Genomic DNA, 16,092 nt, shown 5'->3' with positions numbered 1-16,092 from the left:
CTCAAAAATTACCAACGTCGTTCAAACCGCCGGCGTAAAAGAACAGCTGCAATATTCATAAAAATGAGAAAAATCATTAATATAATAATAGCACCTGATGTCTTCTCCACAAAAGAACGCTCTGCTTCACTTGCCCACATAAAAATTTGAACAGGCAAAGCTGTTGCTGGATCCATTGGTGTAACAGGAATATCTACGACAAAAGCAACCATCCCAATCAAAAGCAAAGGTGCTGTCTCACCCAGTGCTTGAGCCAAACCAATAATTGTGCCTGTCAGAATACCAGGAGCTGCTAAAGGAATCACATGATGAAAAACCATTTGCGTCTTCGATGCACCCAACCCTAAAGCTCCTGCACGAATAGAGAATGGAACAGCTCGTAAAGCAGAACGCGTAGCAATAATAATTGTTGGTAATGTCATAAGAGCCAAAACAAGCCCTCCAACAAATGATGCTGAACGCGGCATCCCCATAAAATTGATAAAAACAGCAAGTCCTAGAAGACCAAAAACAATCGAAGGAACAGCAGCAAGATTATTAATATTAATTTCAATAAAATCTGTGAATTTATTTTTTCGTGCATATTCTTCAAGATAAAGAGCTGTCGCTATCCCTATTGGCAATGAAATTACTAAAACAATAATCATCATATAAAGAGAACCAATCATCGCGACACCTAAACCCGAAGTCTCAGGACGACTTGATGCACCAAATATAAAAAAATGACGGTTGAAAGTCTTATAAAGAGTACCGTCATTAATTAAATATTTCATCCATTGTATCTGTTGATCAGAAATTTTACGATTTTTTTCTGGTACATGTAAATTAATCTGCCCCTTATATGCTGAATCAATATCTGATGCAGCTAAAACTTTAACTTTTTGGGTTGTTCCAATTAAATGAGGATTTTTCACCACTATATCACGCAACTGAACACGAACACTCTGTGAAAACATACGGTTAACATTACGCATAGATATCTGATCATTGAGATCGACCCCAAGTTTTGTTGCCAAAGCATTCTGTACAAGAAGTGGATAATTAGCAGTTACTAATATCTTTGAATTACTCTCACGCTGACCACTAGGGTCAATCACTTTTTCATCCAAATAAACTGATAAAATCATCTCACTTTGAAAAAAAGCTGTATAACCTTGACTAACAATAGACCATAAAAGAATTGCCAAAAAAAACAAACTAATAAAGATAGCACTTAAACCATAAATACGAAAACGGCGTTCAGCTCGATAACGACCTTTAAGGTCAATATTACGACGATGCGAAAAAAAAGCTTCACTCATTCATATCGTTCCTGATATCTACGTACTATATAAAGAGCTAAAATATTCATTAAAAGAGTCAGAATAAAAAGTGTCATTCCCAAAGCAAAAGCTACAAGTGTTTGTGGAGAATTAAACTCAAAATCACCCGTTAATTGATTAACAATTTTAACCGTCATTGTTGTCATCGCTTCAAATGGATTAAAAGTAAAATTTGCAGCAACACCAGCTGCCAATACCACAATCATTGTCTCTCCAATTGCACGTGATGCAGTCAACAGAAGTGCTCCCATAATCCCAGGAAGAGCAGCTGGTATAACTACTTTTTTAATTGTTTCAGATTGTGTTGCCCCTAAACCATAAGAACCTTCACGTAAAAAACGTGGAACAGCAGTAATAATATCATCTGATAAAGATGAAACAAAAGGAATCAACATAATTCCCATAACAATACCAGCCGTCAAAACACTTTGCGCCATAATAAAACTAACCCCACCAGAAAGAGACAGTGAAAGATTGTGCAAAAAAGGCCCAACAATCTTCAAAGCAAAGAAACCGTACACAATAGTTGGGATGCCAGCAAGTACTTCTACTAATGGTTTTACAATCGACCGTAATCGAATTGAAGCATATTCAGCCATATAAAGAGCAGCAAATAACCCAACAGGTACAGCAAAAAGCATAGCAATAAAAGCAATATAAAGCGTACCAGCTAATAATGGTATTAAACCAAATTGTCCTACACTATTTTCTGCATGATTCATTGAAAAACGAGGATCCCATACTGTCCCCAAAAAGAAATTTGATAATGACACAGATTGAAAGAAATTCATTGTTTGAAAAAACATAGAAACTACAATACCAACCGTTGTTAAAATAGCAATTGTAGATGCACAAACCAATCCAATAATAATAAAACGCTCAACTTTATTACGGGCACGTTGGCGCGGAGAAACTTGCATAATACCAAAAATAAAACAGAAAAATGTAATAATAGAAAACAAAATATGACCAATAAATTGAAATTTATCATAAAAAAAATGCCATAACTCTGTAATTTTCAATATATAATCTGGCACTGTTACGGGCAAAACAAATCCTTGCACTAACAATTGAGCTCGCACATCCTCATATAAAGTAGCGGTAAGAGCTCCTTTAAAGTGAGGCATCATTTTGATTAACCCGCGAATAAGCCCATGCCTATCTATTTCTATCATAGACACCATATGAGCTTCCAACTCTCGTGAAACAATATATTCCAAATAAGCAGAACTACCAACATTCCAAAAAATTAAAAAAATCAGAGCTGGAATAATAGTTATTAAAAATGTCCACCAACCATAATAATGTGCACGAGAATGCATCTTAAATCCTGAACGTTCAAGGCAATGCGCTCGCATATAAGAAATGCAAAAGCCAATGATACTAAAAGTCAACAAGAGAAAAATAATGAAAGAAATAGCCATCTTGTTTTTCAATTTCTGTAAAAAAGAAACATAAAATAATTCCACATCATCAATATAGAAAATTACTGCAAAACCATGACTTTACCAGAAGAAAAAGCATCTCGTTGCAGCTGTCTTTCCCTTTCAGAAAGAGGAACTAAACCATATTCAGTTAATGGACTATGTAAACCAATCATTTGATCAGAAAGAAAGAAATCAACATATTCTTGCATACCTGGTACAATGTTTAAATGCAATTTCTTAACGTAGAAAAACAACGGACGTGCAATCAAATATGTACCATCAGAAATTGTTTCAACAGTCGGATAAACACCATTAATAGATGCAACCTTAAGTTTATCTGCATTGTTTTCATAAAAAAACAAACCAAAAACCCCAATTCCTGTTTTAGAAGAAGTAAGACGAGCAAATGTCTCAGAATAATCACCATCGATATCAATAACTTTTCCATCTTTACGGACAGCAATACAAGTAGCATTAATAGCCTTATCACTCATTCCCAAAGCCTTCATCTGCTCAACTGCACCACTGGCTTTACAGCCAATAGAAAGCACTTTTTCTTCAAGAACTTCACGAGTTCCATGCTTTTCACCAGGAATATAAGCTGTAATTGTCCAATCAGGAAGATCACTATTGACTGCACTCCATTTCATAAATTTATTTGGTTGCAATTTCCCATCCACAATAACCTGCGCAGCTAATGCTCTATACAAATCCACTGGCTGCAATTTCCAATCAGGACCATTGATATCTGTTGCAAAAACAATGCCATCATACCCAATACGCATTTCTTCAATATCCTTTACGCCAGCATTAAAACAAGATCGTAATTCATCTGATTTCATTGCTCGCGAAGTATGAACAATATCAACTGTATTATTCCCAATACCACGACAGAATTCCTTAATACCAGCTCCTGAACCTCCCGATTCAATAACAGGAACTTTAAAATCAGAGTACATTTCTCCAAAGACCTCAGCAACAATTTTCCCATAAGGCAAAACTGTCGATGAACCTACAATATGAACTCGATTGCGAGCATAACTAATACCAACCAATAATATAATAGAGGAAATAAATCCTATTCCAATTGATAATAATTTCCTCATTTATAATTCCTTTAAATTTAATTCAAGATCTACCGTTGCATTACCGTAACATACAAAATTTACTTCACATAAGTCATATGATATTTATAATAAACTATGTTATAGTCATTTTTAATTTAAGCGTTTAAGTTCAACAATATCCCAAAAAAGAGAAGCGATATCTGCGCCTCCAAAGCGTTTAATTTCACGAACTCCTGTAGGAGATGTAACATTGATTTCTGTTATATAGTCCCCAATCACATCAATCCCTACGAGAAGCAAACCACGTTTTTTTAAAGATGGGCCAATACGTGCACAAATTTCATAATCACGTTCTGTCAAACCAATATATTCTACATGACCTCCAACATGAATATTAGAACGAACATCGGTAGCTGTAGGAATCCGATTAATTGCCCCAACTGGTTCGCCATCAAGCAAAATAATTCGTTTATCTCCCCTTCGTACACCCTCTAAATAACGTTGCACAATAAAAGGCTCTTTATAACTTTTTTCAAACATTTCGATCAGTGATGCGAAATTGCAATCGTCATGTTTTAAATAAAAAACACCTGCCCCTCCGTTCCCATAAAGTGGCTTAAAAATGATATCGCCAAATCTAGATCTAAATGCCTTTATTTCTTCAATATCCTTTGTAATGATTGTTTCTGGCATCAAATCAAAGAATTCAGTCACAAAAATCTTTTCCGGACTATTACGCACCCACATTGGATCGTTCACGACTAGTGTTTTAGGATGGATACGTTCTAAAAAATGAGTGGTAGTGATATAATTCATATCAAAAGGTGGATCTTGTCGTAACAAAACCACATCCATATCTATTAATTCCGTACGTACAGACTCACCTAATTGGTAATGAGATCCTTCTTCATCACGTACAGTTAGTGGCTCTAACTGGGCAATCACACACCCATCACGTATAAATAAGGAATCCGGTGTATAATGGAAAAGAGAATGCCCACGTTCTTGAGCCGCCAAAGCAAGTGCAAACGTAGTATCTCCTCGGATCTCAATCGTCGCAATATGATCCATCTGAATAGCAATTTTCATTAATAAAACCTCCTACCGCTGAGTGCCAACTGGTCAAGCAAACATAAATTTATTAAACAGTAAAGGAAACTATGACAAGAGAGAGCCTATGATAAAAGAAAGTGATAAAAAATTAAGTAAAGAAGAAATCGAACGCTATACACGCCATATCATCCTCCCTGAAATTGGTGGAATAGGACAACAAAGACTTAAAACTGCACGTGTTCTTGTCATTGGTGTAGGTGGTCTTGGAGCTCCTGTCTTACTCTATCTTGCTGCAGCAGGGGTTGGAACTATTGGAATTGTTGATGATGACATTGTTTCATTATCCAATTTACAACGTCAAGTTATTCACAGCACAAACACAATTAACCAATACAAAACCATCAGTGCAGAAACAACAATAAAAGCAATAAACCCTCATGTTAAAGTTAAAAAATACAACTTTCGACTGAATGAAAATAATGTGGATCAACTGCTTAACGCCTATCACATCATTATTGATGGTAGCGATAATTTTTCCACGCGCTATCTCCTTGCAGATCATGCTGCCCAATGTGCTAAGCCTTTAATAAGCGGAGCCATACACCGATTCAAAGGTTCACTAACAGTACTTATGCCTTATAAAGACAATAATCCACACTACCGAGATTTATTTCCTAATCCACCAGCTCTAGGTACGACATCGGCATGTGCCGAAACTGGAATCATCGGTGCCTTGCCTGGAGTTATCGGTACATTACAAGCAATGGAAGCGATTAAATTGATCACAAATATCGGTGAACCTTTAGTAGGAAAACTTCTTCTTTATAACGGATTATCAGCACAATTTGATATAATTTCCTATAAACGATCAGCTTCTAACGCAAATGCAGCAGACATCAAAGTTTGCGTATAAGGTTTTTTTGGACAAGAAAAAATATGATCAGCAGAACTATATTCAACTATTTTGCCATGACGCATAACAATCACTTCATGGGCAAGCGCTTTAACAACTTTCAAGTCATGACTAATAAATAAATAACCTAAATGATATTTTTGTTGCAAATAACGTAAAAGATCAACAATTTGTGCCTGCGCACTCATATCAAGAGAGGATGTTGGTTCATCAAGCATAATAAGGCGCGGTTTAAGAATAATTGCACGCGCAAGGGCAATCCGCTGTCTCTGTCCACCAGAAAACTCATGAGGATAACAAAAACGGGTCTTAGGATCGAGATCAACCTCACACAAAGCTTCAATCACGCGATCATTACGATCAGAATAAGAAAGCTTAGGTTCATGAATTGATAATCCCTCAGCAATAATTTCACTGACAGACATCCGTGGAGAAAGTGAACTAAAAGGATCTTGAAAAACAATCTGAATATGACGACGCAAAGGACGCATCTGCTTAAAGTTAAAATTGCTTATATCTACACCATCAAAAATGATTTGACCTTTAGAAGAAAGCATTCGTGTCAACGCAAGTCCTAATGTTGTTTTTCCTGACCCCGATTCTCCTACAACACCAAGCGTTTTTCCAGAACGAATTATAACATCGACATCCTGAACAGCTTTTACATAATCAACGGTCCGTCGAAACAATCCTTTTTTAATTGGAAACCAAACTTGTACTTTCTGAGCTTGTATCAAAATAGGTTCGTTATTATCAACTTGAAGAGGCTGATTTTTAGGCTCTGCTGCTAATAATTGCTTGGTATAAGGATGTCGAGGATTTTTAAAAATTTCATTTGTTGAACCATTTTCAACAATTTTTCCTTCCTTCATAACGTAGACACGATCTGCAATACGGCGCACAATAGACAAATTATGGGTAATAAAAAGCATTGACATTTTGTGATGTTTTTTAAGCTGTATTAATAGTTCAAGAATTTGTGCTTGAACAGTTACATCCAATGCAGTTGTTGGCTCATCAGCAATCAATAATTTTGGATTATTCGCAAGTGCCATTGCAATCATCACACGTTGTCGTTGCCCCCCTGATAATTGATGAGGGAATGAATCCAAACGTTTTTTTGGTTCACTAATACCTACTTGTTTCAGTAAATCAATAATGTGCATGCGCAATACTTGATCAGAAATCACTGCATGCATTCTAAGAACTTCACCTATTTGACGCTCTATGGTATGTAAAGGATTAAGAGAGATCATTGGCTCTTGAAAAATCATAGCAATATCTTTGCCACGAATTTTACGCAAATCTTTTTCTTTCAGCTTCATTAAATCTTTATTATTAAAGAGAATTTCACCCGATTGATCAAGCCTTTTCAAAAAAGATAATAATTGTAAAATAGAGAGTGCTGTTATTGATTTTCCTGATCCTGATTCCCCAACAAACGCAACTGTTTCACCTTCCTGAATATCGAAAGAAATTTGCTTAAGAATATATCTTTTTGTCTCTGTCTGACAAAATGCAACCGAAAGATCACGGACTGAAAGCAATTCTGTCATTATTGTATCTTTCGTGGATCAAAAGCATCTCGAGCTGCTTCACCAATAAATGCCAGCAAAGACAATGTCACAGCAATAACAAAAAAACCTGTGATACCAATCCAAGGAGCATTTAAATTAGAGGTAGCCTGCCGCATTACCTCTCCTAAAGAAGCATAACCAAGGGGAAGGCCAAAACCTAAATAATCAAGCGATGTTAACAATGAAATCCCTGATGTCAATAAAAACGGCAAATAAGTTAAAGCAGAAATCATAGCATTAGGCAACAAATGACGCATCATAATAATCCTATTAGGAACGCCTAACGCGCGTGCAGCATTAATATAGGTAAAATTTCGTGCTCGTAAAAATTCTGCCCGTACCACACCAACTAATACGACCCATTGAAACAGCAGCATAACACCTAATAGCATCCAAAAGCCCTGCGCTAAAACTGCAGCCATAATAATCACTAAATAAAGTGATGGTACAGAAGACCATATTTCAATCAAGCGTTGACAAATTAAATCAATCCAACCACCGAAATACCCTTGAATTGCACCAGCTGTAATACCGATAATTGCAGAAATAGCTGTTAAAAGAATACTAAAAATTATCGATACACGAAAACCATATAAAACTCGCGCAAAAATATCACGTGCTAAATCATCAGTTCCAAGCCAATTCCATTGATGAATAGTACACTCTGGATCAACACTTCCCTGTGCATAATGAATACAACGCTCCTCTTTGCTTTGAAGCCAAAAAGGAGGCGCTAATGCTACAGTTTTGTTCCCTACCACCGTATTATAGGAATAATGAACCATTGGCCACAATGCCCAACCATGTTGGGCTATTTCATTTTGAATAAAAGGATCACGAAAATCAGCTTTAGCCAAATTTCCACCAAATTTTTCATCAGGGTAATCAAAAAAAATAGGAAAAAGAAGCTCTCCTTTATAAGAAGCAATAATCGGACGATCATTAGCAATAAATTCTGCTGAAAAAGAACAAACACATAAAAATAAAAAGAGCCATAACGACCACCAACCGCGACGATTCTGCTTGAAATTATGCCAACGACGGGCATTTAATGGAGAGAGAAAAGTACATAGTTTCAATTTATCATCATACAATCTATTGTCTCTTTCCTTTTCCATCACAAGTCCTTTTTATCAAAGTCAATACGTGGATCAACCATCATATAAACAACATCAGAAATGAGGCTTATAATAAGACCAATTAACGAAAAAATATAAAGAGAAGCAAAGACAACAGAATAATCACGGCTAACAATAGACGTATAACTTAAAAGGCCTATACCATTTAATGAATAGAGCATTTCAATTAATAAAGATCCACTAAAAAATGATCCCATAAAAGTCGCAGGAAAACAAGCTATGATAACCAAAATCGCATTGCGAAATACATGGACATAAAGAACTGAATGCTCACTTAAACCTTTAGCACGAGCGGTAATAACATATTGCTGGCGAATTTCTTCCAAAAAACAATTTTTTGTCAATAATGTCGTTGTCGCAAAAGAGGAAATAACCATCGCTGTCAATGGTAAAACTAAATGATATAAATAATCCAAAATCTTTTCTCCAAAAGATAATGTCTCAAAATTATCAGAAGTTAAACGTCCCAATGGAAACCAATCGAAAAAGGATCCCCCAGCAAAAAAAACCATTTAAAAAATACCAAAAAGAAAACTTGGAATCGCATAACCGATAACAATAACAGTACTTGTCCACGCATCAAAAGCAGACCCTTCTCTGAGCGCTTTACGAATTCCCAATGGTATAGAAATAGCATAAGAAATTAATAAATGCCAAAAACCAAGAAAAAGAGATACAGGTAATGCATCTTTAATAAGGTCAATAACTAAACGTCCCTGTATATAAGACTCCCCAAAATCAAAACGCACATAACGACTAAGCATTGTTAAATAACGTTCCAAAGGGGGCTTATCAAAACCAAATTGTTTTTCAAGTTTTGTGATAAACTCTGGATCCAATCCTTGTGCACCGCGATCTTGAGAAGATCCGGATGATAATGACCCAACATGAGCACTATTAGTAATAACATCAGAAGATAAATTAAAATCTCCACCACCTGCTATACGCCCTGTACCATCTCCCCCTATTCCTTGTAATTGAGAAATGATATTTTCAATAGGCCCACCTGGAGTAAATTGAACGATGATAAACGTTACTGTTAAAATACCAATAAGTGTTGGTATAATCAAAAAAAACGTCGTATAATATAAGCTGCCATTTATTTGTATTTCCTTTTCAATAACAACGTATCATATTATTTTAATGACGCATCAATAATGATTTTTGACAAATTCAAAACAACAAAATTATAAATAAAATCTAGGCCTATGTTTTTTAAAACATTAACTAATCTTATTCATCATCCTCTGGTAGAGGAACAGAATAATCAGATAAACTACGCAAATAAAGCAAAAGATCAGCACGATCTTGATCATTTTTAATCCCACGAAAAGACATAATTGTTCCTGGAAATGCTTGACGTGGTGATTGAATATAACGATCTAAAGTAAAAAAATCCCATTTTTTATCAGAATTCGCACGCAATACTTTTGAATAAGAATAATTTTTTACATTTGCAAAAGGACGGTCCACGATTTCCCAGAGTGACGGACCAACGCGATTAGATTCACCAGGTTTAGAAGCGTGGCAAATTGCACACTGACGAAAAATTTTCCGTCCATTCTCAAGATCACCTTGTTTAAGAAGATCACTCAACAATAAAGATTCATCAGATGTATTTTGTGCTTCTTTAAACGTATCATTATTGGTAATTTTATAAGAACGTTGGACTGATTCATCATGAATAATATCACTCATAGTGAAAATACCCACTAAAACAATCAACAAAAACAAACAAGCACAAATTAAGTAAACAAAAGTTGATCGCTTCATAAAATTTAAACTTTCATATTTTTATATTATTTTCAGTATAGTTCTTTGCAGTTCTTTCCCTTATTAAAGTATAAGGTTATAAAATTAAGTATACATTCTTTGGAACTCTGCCATGTCTCTTCAACCACTCATTCTTATTCCCGCTCGTATGGATTCAACTCGTCTACCAGGTAAAGCCTTAGCTGATATCGCTGGAAAACCAATGATCATTCATGTTGCTGAACGGGCAAAAGAAACTGGATTAGAGCGTATTATCGTTGCAACAGATCATGACAAAATTGCTCAAACCGTCACAGCTTATGGCTATGAATGTATCATAACCTGCAAAAATCATCAATCGGGATCTGATCGTATTTATGAGGCCTTAACCAAAGTTGACCCTGAACAAAACTATAATGTTATTGTGAATGTACAAGGTGACTTGCCAACAATAACGCCTAATGCGATCGTAAGCGCCTTACGGCCCTTAGAAAATAATTTAACTGATATTGCAACATTAGGAACAAAACTTAGTGAAGAAAATGAAAAAATAAACCCAAATATTGTTAAAATTATTGGCACACCAATTGCTCAAAATCGACTTCGTGCCCTTTATTTTACCCGTGCAACTGCACCTTATGGAGATGGACCTTTATACCATCATATTGGATTATATGTTTACCGACGCAAAGCTCTTGAAAAATTTATAACACTTAAATCATCGACACTTGAACAACGTGAAAAACTCGAGCAATTACGGGCATTAGAAAACGATATGCGTATTGATGTGGAGTTAATCGATACAACTTTTTTCAGTGTCGACACACAAAATGATCTCGAAAGAGTCCGTAAAATTCTAGTGTAAACTAACTGTCATAATCAACACAATCTATTTTTCAAAAAAATACAGAATTAATTACTATATTATTTTTAGTATACTTCACAATTAAACAATCTTATGTTATAATTAGACATATCATTTTAAATAACTTAAAAGGGGAATATATAAATGAGAAAGCTTCTATTTCAAGGACTAATTTTTGCAAGCATCTTGATCTGTAATGATGCTTTTGCTAGATTTGGCGAGCATGAATGGGTATTTGAGCCTCATGAAAAGGTTGTAATTGATAAAAGCGACTACACAAAACAAGGTGTGGAGTATGGTTGTAAAGATATCAACCCTGCAGCTACGTTTCATTTAACATATACAGACCCAAAATATCTGAAGATTGTTACTGATAATCCGAATCAGATAACTCACATTAAAGACAAAAAACTATTTATTATTAGTAATGTTAAATCCCTTGATGTAAGTTTCCCTTGGGTCGGGGGGCCTCACACTTTTGAGAATGTAACCGACAATAAAGTTGTAGGAAAAAACTGTGATACAGGAATCTATGGATATTGAGCATACTAAGAATAATTATACCTTAAAATTTTAAAATTAAGAAAGGTTTATTGCTATGTGGGGATGCTTTTATCATATATAGCGCATCCTGAAAGCTCATCAAATTCAGATACAAATTTTAATGATCTGTATCATGTTTTTAGTTCTTCCTTGATTTTTTATTTTAAATCGGTAATATGATATAAGGGAGGTTGGTAATGGACGAACTACTCGCCAACCGGGTCAGATCTGGAAAGAAGCAGCCCTAACGAGTTTTGTGCGGGTCATTGTACCGGCCTTCCTATTTTTGTAAAACTGAATGCATATTTTTTTGTATGTGGCATTTTAGTTTTTGTGGTAATATTTTTTATCCTAAAAAAATAATGGGTTTTAAACTTCTTTAAATTTAAAGAGCTATGCTCTCGCCTTATTAAAAAGGTGGACCAAAAGAGATTTAAAATTGGAATAATTAACAGAAATATGCCAACAATAATGACCTATCGCGTCCTTGCTCGTAAATACCGACCTCAAAATTTCTCCGATCTCATTGGTCAAGAAGCAATGGTACGTACTCTCAATAATGCTTTCACAACAGGGCGTATTGCACAAGCATGGATGTTAACAGGAATTCGTGGAGTAGGAAAAACCACAACAGCGCGTATTTTATCCCGAGCTCTTAACTACAAAACAAAAGATATTGATCAACCAACTACTCTATTCGATACACTTGGTGAGCATTGTGCACAAATCATTGAAGGTCGCCATATAGATGTTGTTGAAATGGATGCTGCTTCGCATACTGGTATTGACGATATTCGTGAAATTATTGAACAAATCCGTTACCGCCCTGTTTCTGCACGTTATAAAGTATACATTATTGATGAAGTTCATATGCTCTCAACACAAGCATTTAATGGTCTATTAAAAACACTTGAAGAACCTCCTCCGCACGTGAAATTTATTTTCGCAACGACAGAAATTCGTAAAGTTCCTATTACAATTCTTTCACGCTGTCAGCGTTTTAATTTGCAGCGCGTTGAAACAACTGCTTTGGTCGCTCATTTACGCAAAATTTCTCAACTAGAAAAAGTTGAAGCACAAGATCAAGCGTTATTCATGATTGCGCGTGCAGCAGAAGGATCTGTCCGTGATGCGTTATCTATTTTTGACCAAGCAATTGCTTATAGTAATGGTAAAGTTGATACCACTGCAGTAAGCCTCATGTTAGGATTAACGGATCAATCTCACATTATTGACCTCTTTGAATCTCTTATGAAAGGAAATATTATCCATGCATTGCACGAATTACGCAATCAGTACAATAGAGGTGCAGATCCTTTTGTTATACTAACAGAATTAGCGAATTTTAATCATCTAATCACACGATTACGTTTGACACCAGAAATAATAGAGAATTCATCACTTACAGAAGAAGAACGCTCAAGAAGTTTAAATTTTTCACAAAAACTTTCCATTCGTATTCTCTCACGCAGTTGGCAAATGCTCCTCAAAGGCCTACAGGAAGTCAATCAAGCTCCCCATCCTATTCAAGCTGCTGAAATGTTATTGATTCGTCTTGCCCATGTTGCTGATTTGCCAACTCTCGACGAAGCTTTAACAAAACTAACACAAGAAAAAAACACACCTATAATTGTTGAAAACCATTCTTCTCAAGAAATAATAAATGAAAGCAATCTTACAAAAACAGAAGTTGCACATAGCTACACTTCCTCCCCAATTTCAGATACACTGCAAAACCAATCTAGTTGCTCTCCCAAATATATAAAGATTAAAACTTCTGAAAAGATCGATTTTTGTAATAAGATTGAAACTTGCGAAAATGTTCAAACGAATCAACTTCATAAAAATATAATCATAGATTCTTTGCAAGATATTGTTGATCTAGCTGACCAGCATAATGAAATACATTTCAAATTATTGATCAAAGAATTCCTTCATCCTGTTTCTTTTGAACCGCAGCACATAACATTAAGACTCGCTGAAGAAGCCCCCCGCTCTCTTGAACGTGATATAAAAAAAATGCTGTACCAATGGACTGGAAAACACTGGACTATAACTCTTGTCAATGAAGGAGGAAAACCAACTCTACAAGAAGAAAGTGTTGCTATACAAAAATCTCTTTTTGCCGATGCACAAACGGATCCTGATATTGCAAAAATCCTCAATCATTTCCCAGGAGCAAAAATCATTGATATTCGCTTCAATAAAAAAGAAAATGATCTTGATTTAATCCCTAATATCTTTGACACCGATAACAATACAAATGATGAATAAGGAAACTCATCCCTATGCGTGATATGATGAATATAATGAAAAAAGCCAAAGAAATGCAAACAAAAATGCAGCAAATGCAAAGTGAATTGGCTAATCTGCAAGCAACTGGTATAGCAGGTGGAGGTCTTGTCAAAATCACTCTTAATGGTCAAAATACTATATCAGCCATAAACATTGATACTTCATTGATGAATCCTAAAGACGTAGAAATTCTTGAAGATCTTATTATAGCTGCCTATACTGACGCTAAAAGTAAAATTGATGTAATTATTGAAGAAAAAACTAAAAGTGTGACTGCAGGAATGCCAATCCCACCGGGTTTTCAATTTCCGTTTTTATAAACAAATTATATTTTAATCTCTTGGTATAATAGTATGTCTAAACATATTGCAGGCCCTGAAATTGAACACCTTATTCAGCTTTTAGCACGAATACCAGGTCTTGGACCACGTTCAGCACGTCGAGCCGCTCTCTATCTCATCAAGAAAAAAGAAACCCTGCTAGAACCTCTAGGATCTGCACTACAAGAAACTGCAAATAAAGTTCGAATTTGTTCTATTTGTGGTAATGTAGACACAACAGATCCCTGTTCAATTTGTACAGACCCTCACCGTGATGAATCAATAATCATTGTTGTTGAAGATATTTCTGATCTCTGGGCTCTTGAACGTGCAAAATTTTTATTAGCACGTTATCATGTCTTAGGTGGACGATTGTCTCCTTTAGATGGGATAGGACCTGATGAACTAAACATCGCCTCTTTAATCAACCGCGTTACCAATAATTCAATTACAGAGATCATCTTAGCGGTTAATGCTACAGTTGAAGGGCAAACGACAGCTCACTATATTACCAATCAACTTTCCCAGTCTTCCATTAAAATCACCCGCCTTGCCCATGGAGTACCAGTAGGCGGTGAGCTAGATTATCTCGATGACGGAACATTAGCTGCTGCTTTACAAGCAAGAACTAATTTTTAAAATTATTTCTCAGTCATTTTTTGATAATTCCTAAATTTTATGATAAAAAGATTCTGAAGTCTAATATTTTAATATAATATGCGGCAGGGGAATTTTTAAAATGCCGAATAGAAATTTATCTTTCATATTCAATTTAGGACCGGGAATTTTAATCTGTACGCTTATATCGGCATCCGCTTACGGTTTAGAAATCATAGAAAAGAAACTTCTTTCAGAAGCATGGATTGAAACTCTTGTTTTAGTTATTTTATTAGGCTCTATTGTCCGTAGTTGTTCTTCTCTTCCAGAATATTTTGATAAAGGTATAAATTTTTGCGCAAAAACACTTCTGGAAATTGCTATTGTTCTTCTAGGTGCAAGCGTTAGTGTCCATACAGTACTTTCCGCCGGTTTGGCTTTACTTGTTGGTATTATAGTTATTGTATTTCTTACTATTTTTATCAGCTTTGTCATTGGACGATTTTATGGACTTTCTAAAAATTTAGCTATGCTTGTCGCTTGTGGTAATGCTATCTGTGGTAATTCAGCTATTGTGGCCACTGCACCTGTTATTAATGCAAAAAGTGAAGAAGTGGCTGCATCAATTGCATTTACTGCTCTCCTAGGAGCTATTATTATTTTCATTCTGCCTTCTCTACAACCGCTCTTTAATTTATCATTTAATCAATATGGTATATTAGCAGGCATGACCGTTTATGCTGTTCCACAGGTTTTAGCAGCAACAACATCTGTATCTTTTGTGAGTGTTCAAATAGCAACTCTTGTTAAATTAGTGCGAGTTTTAATGTTAGGTCCGATCATTTTTACTCTAGCAATCATTTACCCTCGGCCAGGACATCATCTACGTTTACATAATTTCATTCCATGGTTTATCATTGGCTTTATTATCATGATGCTTATACGCTCAGCAGAACTTATTCCTACAACTGCTCTTACTCCTATCAACTTTATTACTCAACTTTTCACTATTATTTCAATGGCAGGATTAGGATTAAGTGTTGATATTCGTTCATTAAAAAAAGCAGGATGGCGTGTGATATGTGCTTCAATCACCTCTATATTTGTCCTTAGTGTCTTCAGTATTCTTATGATAAAACTTTTTAATTTTGATCACATAACATTTTAAAAAATCTACATCGAATACTTCACTTTCTTAAATATAGCTTACAGAAAAACCTAA

General features: G+C 35.3%; 14 protein-coding genes, 1 other RNA gene and 1 pseudogene. 8 read left to right on the top strand and 8 right to left on the bottom strand.

Annotated features, from left to right (window positions below; translation table 11 throughout):
* Positions 1 to 8: 8 nt before the first annotated feature.
* From pstA to gshB, 4 genes are all read right to left on the bottom strand, one after another.
* A complete protein-coding gene (gene pstA, locus B11cv2_RS00275) occupies positions 9 to 1,301 on the bottom strand; it encodes a phosphate ABC transporter permease PstA (RefSeq protein ID WP_100692823.1) in 1,293 nt (430 codons plus the stop codon).
* A complete protein-coding gene (gene pstC, locus B11cv2_RS00270) occupies positions 1,298 to 2,746 on the bottom strand; it encodes a phosphate ABC transporter permease subunit PstC (RefSeq protein WP_100692822.1) in 1,449 nt (482 codons plus the stop codon). Before pstC ends, pstA begins: the two co-directional genes overlap by 4 nt.
* A 62-nt stretch (positions 2,747 to 2,808) precedes the next feature.
* Positions 2,809 to 3,855, bottom strand: coding sequence for a PstS family phosphate ABC transporter substrate-binding protein (locus B11cv2_RS00265; protein WP_100692821.1), 1,047 nt, complete (start codon positions 3,853 to 3,855; stop codon positions 2,809 to 2,811).
* A 111-nt stretch (positions 3,856 to 3,966) separates the two neighbouring features.
* Positions 3,967 to 4,905, bottom strand: coding sequence for a glutathione synthase (gene gshB, locus B11cv2_RS00260; protein WP_100692820.1), 939 nt, complete (start codon positions 4,903 to 4,905; stop codon positions 3,967 to 3,969).
* Between the two features lie 88 nt (positions 4,906 to 4,993).
* Here gshB and B11cv2_RS00255 point away from each other — a divergent pair, with 88 nt between their 5' ends.
* A complete protein-coding gene (locus B11cv2_RS00255) occupies positions 4,994 to 5,782 on the top strand; it encodes a molybdopterin-synthase adenylyltransferase MoeB (RefSeq protein ID WP_100692819.1) in 789 nt (262 codons plus the stop codon).
* Here B11cv2_RS00255 and B11cv2_RS00250 read toward each other — a convergent pair.
* The 4 genes and pseudogenes from B11cv2_RS00250 to B11cv2_RS00235 form a co-directional block, all read right to left on the bottom strand.
* Positions 5,728 to 7,338 carry an ABC transporter ATP-binding protein gene (locus B11cv2_RS00250; RefSeq protein ID WP_100692818.1) on the bottom strand — a complete coding sequence of 537 codons (1,611 nt, stop codon included), beginning with the start codon at positions 7,336 to 7,338 and terminating at the stop codon, positions 5,728 to 5,730. The genes B11cv2_RS00255 and B11cv2_RS00250 overlap by 55 nt on opposite strands.
* The gene (locus B11cv2_RS00245) at positions 7,338 to 8,477 is read right to left on the bottom strand and encodes an ABC transporter permease (protein ID WP_100692817.1); all 1,140 of its coding nucleotides are present in this window, start codon (positions 8,475 to 8,477) and stop codon (positions 7,338 to 7,340) included. The genes B11cv2_RS00250 and B11cv2_RS00245 overlap by 1 nt, the downstream gene beginning before the upstream one ends.
* A pseudogene (locus tag B11cv2_RS00240) lies at positions 8,477 to 9,597 on the bottom strand (microcin C ABC transporter permease YejB). Before B11cv2_RS00240 ends, B11cv2_RS00245 begins: the two are co-directional and overlap by 1 nt.
* A gap of 134 nt (positions 9,598 to 9,731) precedes the next feature.
* Positions 9,732 to 10,271 (bottom strand): cytochrome c family protein, encoded by a 540-nt coding sequence (locus tag B11cv2_RS00235; RefSeq protein ID WP_100692816.1) that lies wholly within the window; start codon positions 10,269 to 10,271, stop codon positions 9,732 to 9,734.
* A 112-nt stretch (positions 10,272 to 10,383) separates the two neighbouring features.
* Here B11cv2_RS00235 and B11cv2_RS00230 point away from each other — a divergent pair, with 112 nt between their 5' ends.
* The 7 genes from B11cv2_RS00230 to B11cv2_RS00205 all read left to right on the top strand — a co-directional run bounded on the left by B11cv2_RS00230 (position 10,384) and on the right by B11cv2_RS00205 (position 16,038).
* A complete protein-coding gene (locus B11cv2_RS00230; RefSeq protein ID WP_100692815.1) occupies positions 10,384 to 11,115 on the top strand; it encodes a 3-deoxy-manno-octulosonate cytidylyltransferase in 732 nt (243 codons plus the stop codon).
* A gap of 144 nt (positions 11,116 to 11,259) precedes the next feature.
* Positions 11,260 to 11,658: a hypothetical protein gene (locus B11cv2_RS00225; RefSeq protein ID WP_100692814.1), complete on the top strand. Its 399-nt coding sequence runs from the start codon at positions 11,260 to 11,262 to the stop codon at positions 11,656 to 11,658.
* 186 nt (positions 11,659 to 11,844) lie between these two features.
* An RNA gene (gene ffs / locus B11cv2_RS00220) (signal recognition particle sRNA small type) lies at positions 11,845 to 11,941 on the top strand.
* 176 nt (positions 11,942 to 12,117) lie between these two features.
* Positions 12,118 to 13,932 carry a DNA polymerase III subunit gamma/tau gene (locus B11cv2_RS00215; RefSeq protein ID WP_100692813.1) on the top strand — a complete coding sequence of 605 codons (1,815 nt, stop codon included), beginning with the start codon at positions 12,118 to 12,120 and terminating at the stop codon, positions 13,930 to 13,932.
* Positions 13,933 to 13,946: 14 nt separating this feature from the next.
* Positions 13,947 to 14,273, top strand: coding sequence for a YbaB/EbfC family nucleoid-associated protein (locus B11cv2_RS07180; protein ID WP_199570333.1), 327 nt, complete (start codon positions 13,947 to 13,949; stop codon positions 14,271 to 14,273).
* Positions 14,274 to 14,306: 33 nt separating this feature from the next.
* Positions 14,307 to 14,912, top strand: a complete 606-nt coding sequence (gene recR, locus B11cv2_RS07175) for a recombination mediator RecR (RefSeq protein ID WP_199570332.1) — start codon at positions 14,307 to 14,309, stop codon at positions 14,910 to 14,912.
* 100 nt (positions 14,913 to 15,012) lie between these two features.
* Complete coding sequence (locus B11cv2_RS00205; protein WP_100692812.1) at positions 15,013 to 16,038, top strand: YeiH family protein; 1,026 nt, start codon at positions 15,013 to 15,015, stop codon at positions 16,036 to 16,038.
* Positions 16,039 to 16,092: the final 54 nt, after the last annotated feature.

This window comes from Bartonella sp. 1-1C (genome assembly GCF_002810325.1).
Classification (GTDB): domain Bacteria; phylum Pseudomonadota; class Alphaproteobacteria; order Rhizobiales; family Rhizobiaceae; genus Bartonella; species Bartonella rochalimae.
The sequence above is the reverse complement of the archived record's forward strand: the minus strand, read 5'-3'. Positions and strand labels throughout refer to the sequence as shown.

Excerpts from the sequence above, each read along its gene's own strand:
- pstC (WP_100692822.1), bottom strand. The coding sequence starts at position 2,746 with ATGGCTATTTCTTTCATTATTTTTCTCTTGTTGACTTTTAGTATCATT.
- B11cv2_RS07180 (WP_199570333.1), top strand. The coding sequence starts at position 13,947 with ATGCGTGATATGATGAATATAATGAAAAAAGCCAAAGAAATGCAAACA.
- B11cv2_RS00230 (WP_100692815.1), top strand. The coding sequence starts at position 10,384 with ATGTCTCTTCAACCACTCATTCTTATTCCCGCTCGTATGGATTCAACT.
- B11cv2_RS00265 (WP_100692821.1), bottom strand. The coding sequence starts at position 3,855 with ATGAGGAAATTATTATCAATTGGAATAGGATTTATTTCCTCTATTATA.
- recR (WP_199570332.1), top strand. The coding sequence starts at position 14,307 with ATGTCTAAACATATTGCAGGCCCTGAAATTGAACACCTTATTCAGCTT.
- B11cv2_RS00245 (WP_100692817.1), bottom strand. The coding sequence starts at position 8,477 with ATGGAAAAGGAAAGAGACAATAGATTGTATGATGATAAATTGAAACTA.
- B11cv2_RS00215 (WP_100692813.1), top strand. The coding sequence starts at position 12,118 with ATGCCAACAATAATGACCTATCGCGTCCTTGCTCGTAAATACCGACCT.
- gshB (WP_100692820.1), bottom strand. The coding sequence starts at position 4,905 with ATGAAAATTGCTATTCAGATGGATCATATTGCGACGATTGAGATCCGA.
- B11cv2_RS00255 (WP_100692819.1), top strand. The coding sequence starts at position 4,994 with ATGATAAAAGAAAGTGATAAAAAATTAAGTAAAGAAGAAATCGAACGC.
- B11cv2_RS00225 (WP_100692814.1), top strand. The coding sequence starts at position 11,260 with ATGAGAAAGCTTCTATTTCAAGGACTAATTTTTGCAAGCATCTTGATC.
- B11cv2_RS00250 (WP_100692818.1), bottom strand. The coding sequence starts at position 7,338 with ATGACAGAATTGCTTTCAGTCCGTGATCTTTCGGTTGCATTTTGTCAG.
- B11cv2_RS00235 (WP_100692816.1), bottom strand. The coding sequence starts at position 10,271 with ATGAAGCGATCAACTTTTGTTTACTTAATTTGTGCTTGTTTGTTTTTG.
- B11cv2_RS00205 (WP_100692812.1), top strand. The coding sequence starts at position 15,013 with ATGCCGAATAGAAATTTATCTTTCATATTCAATTTAGGACCGGGAATT.
- pstA (WP_100692823.1), bottom strand. The coding sequence starts at position 1,301 with ATGAGTGAAGCTTTTTTTTCGCATCGTCGTAATATTGACCTTAAAGGT.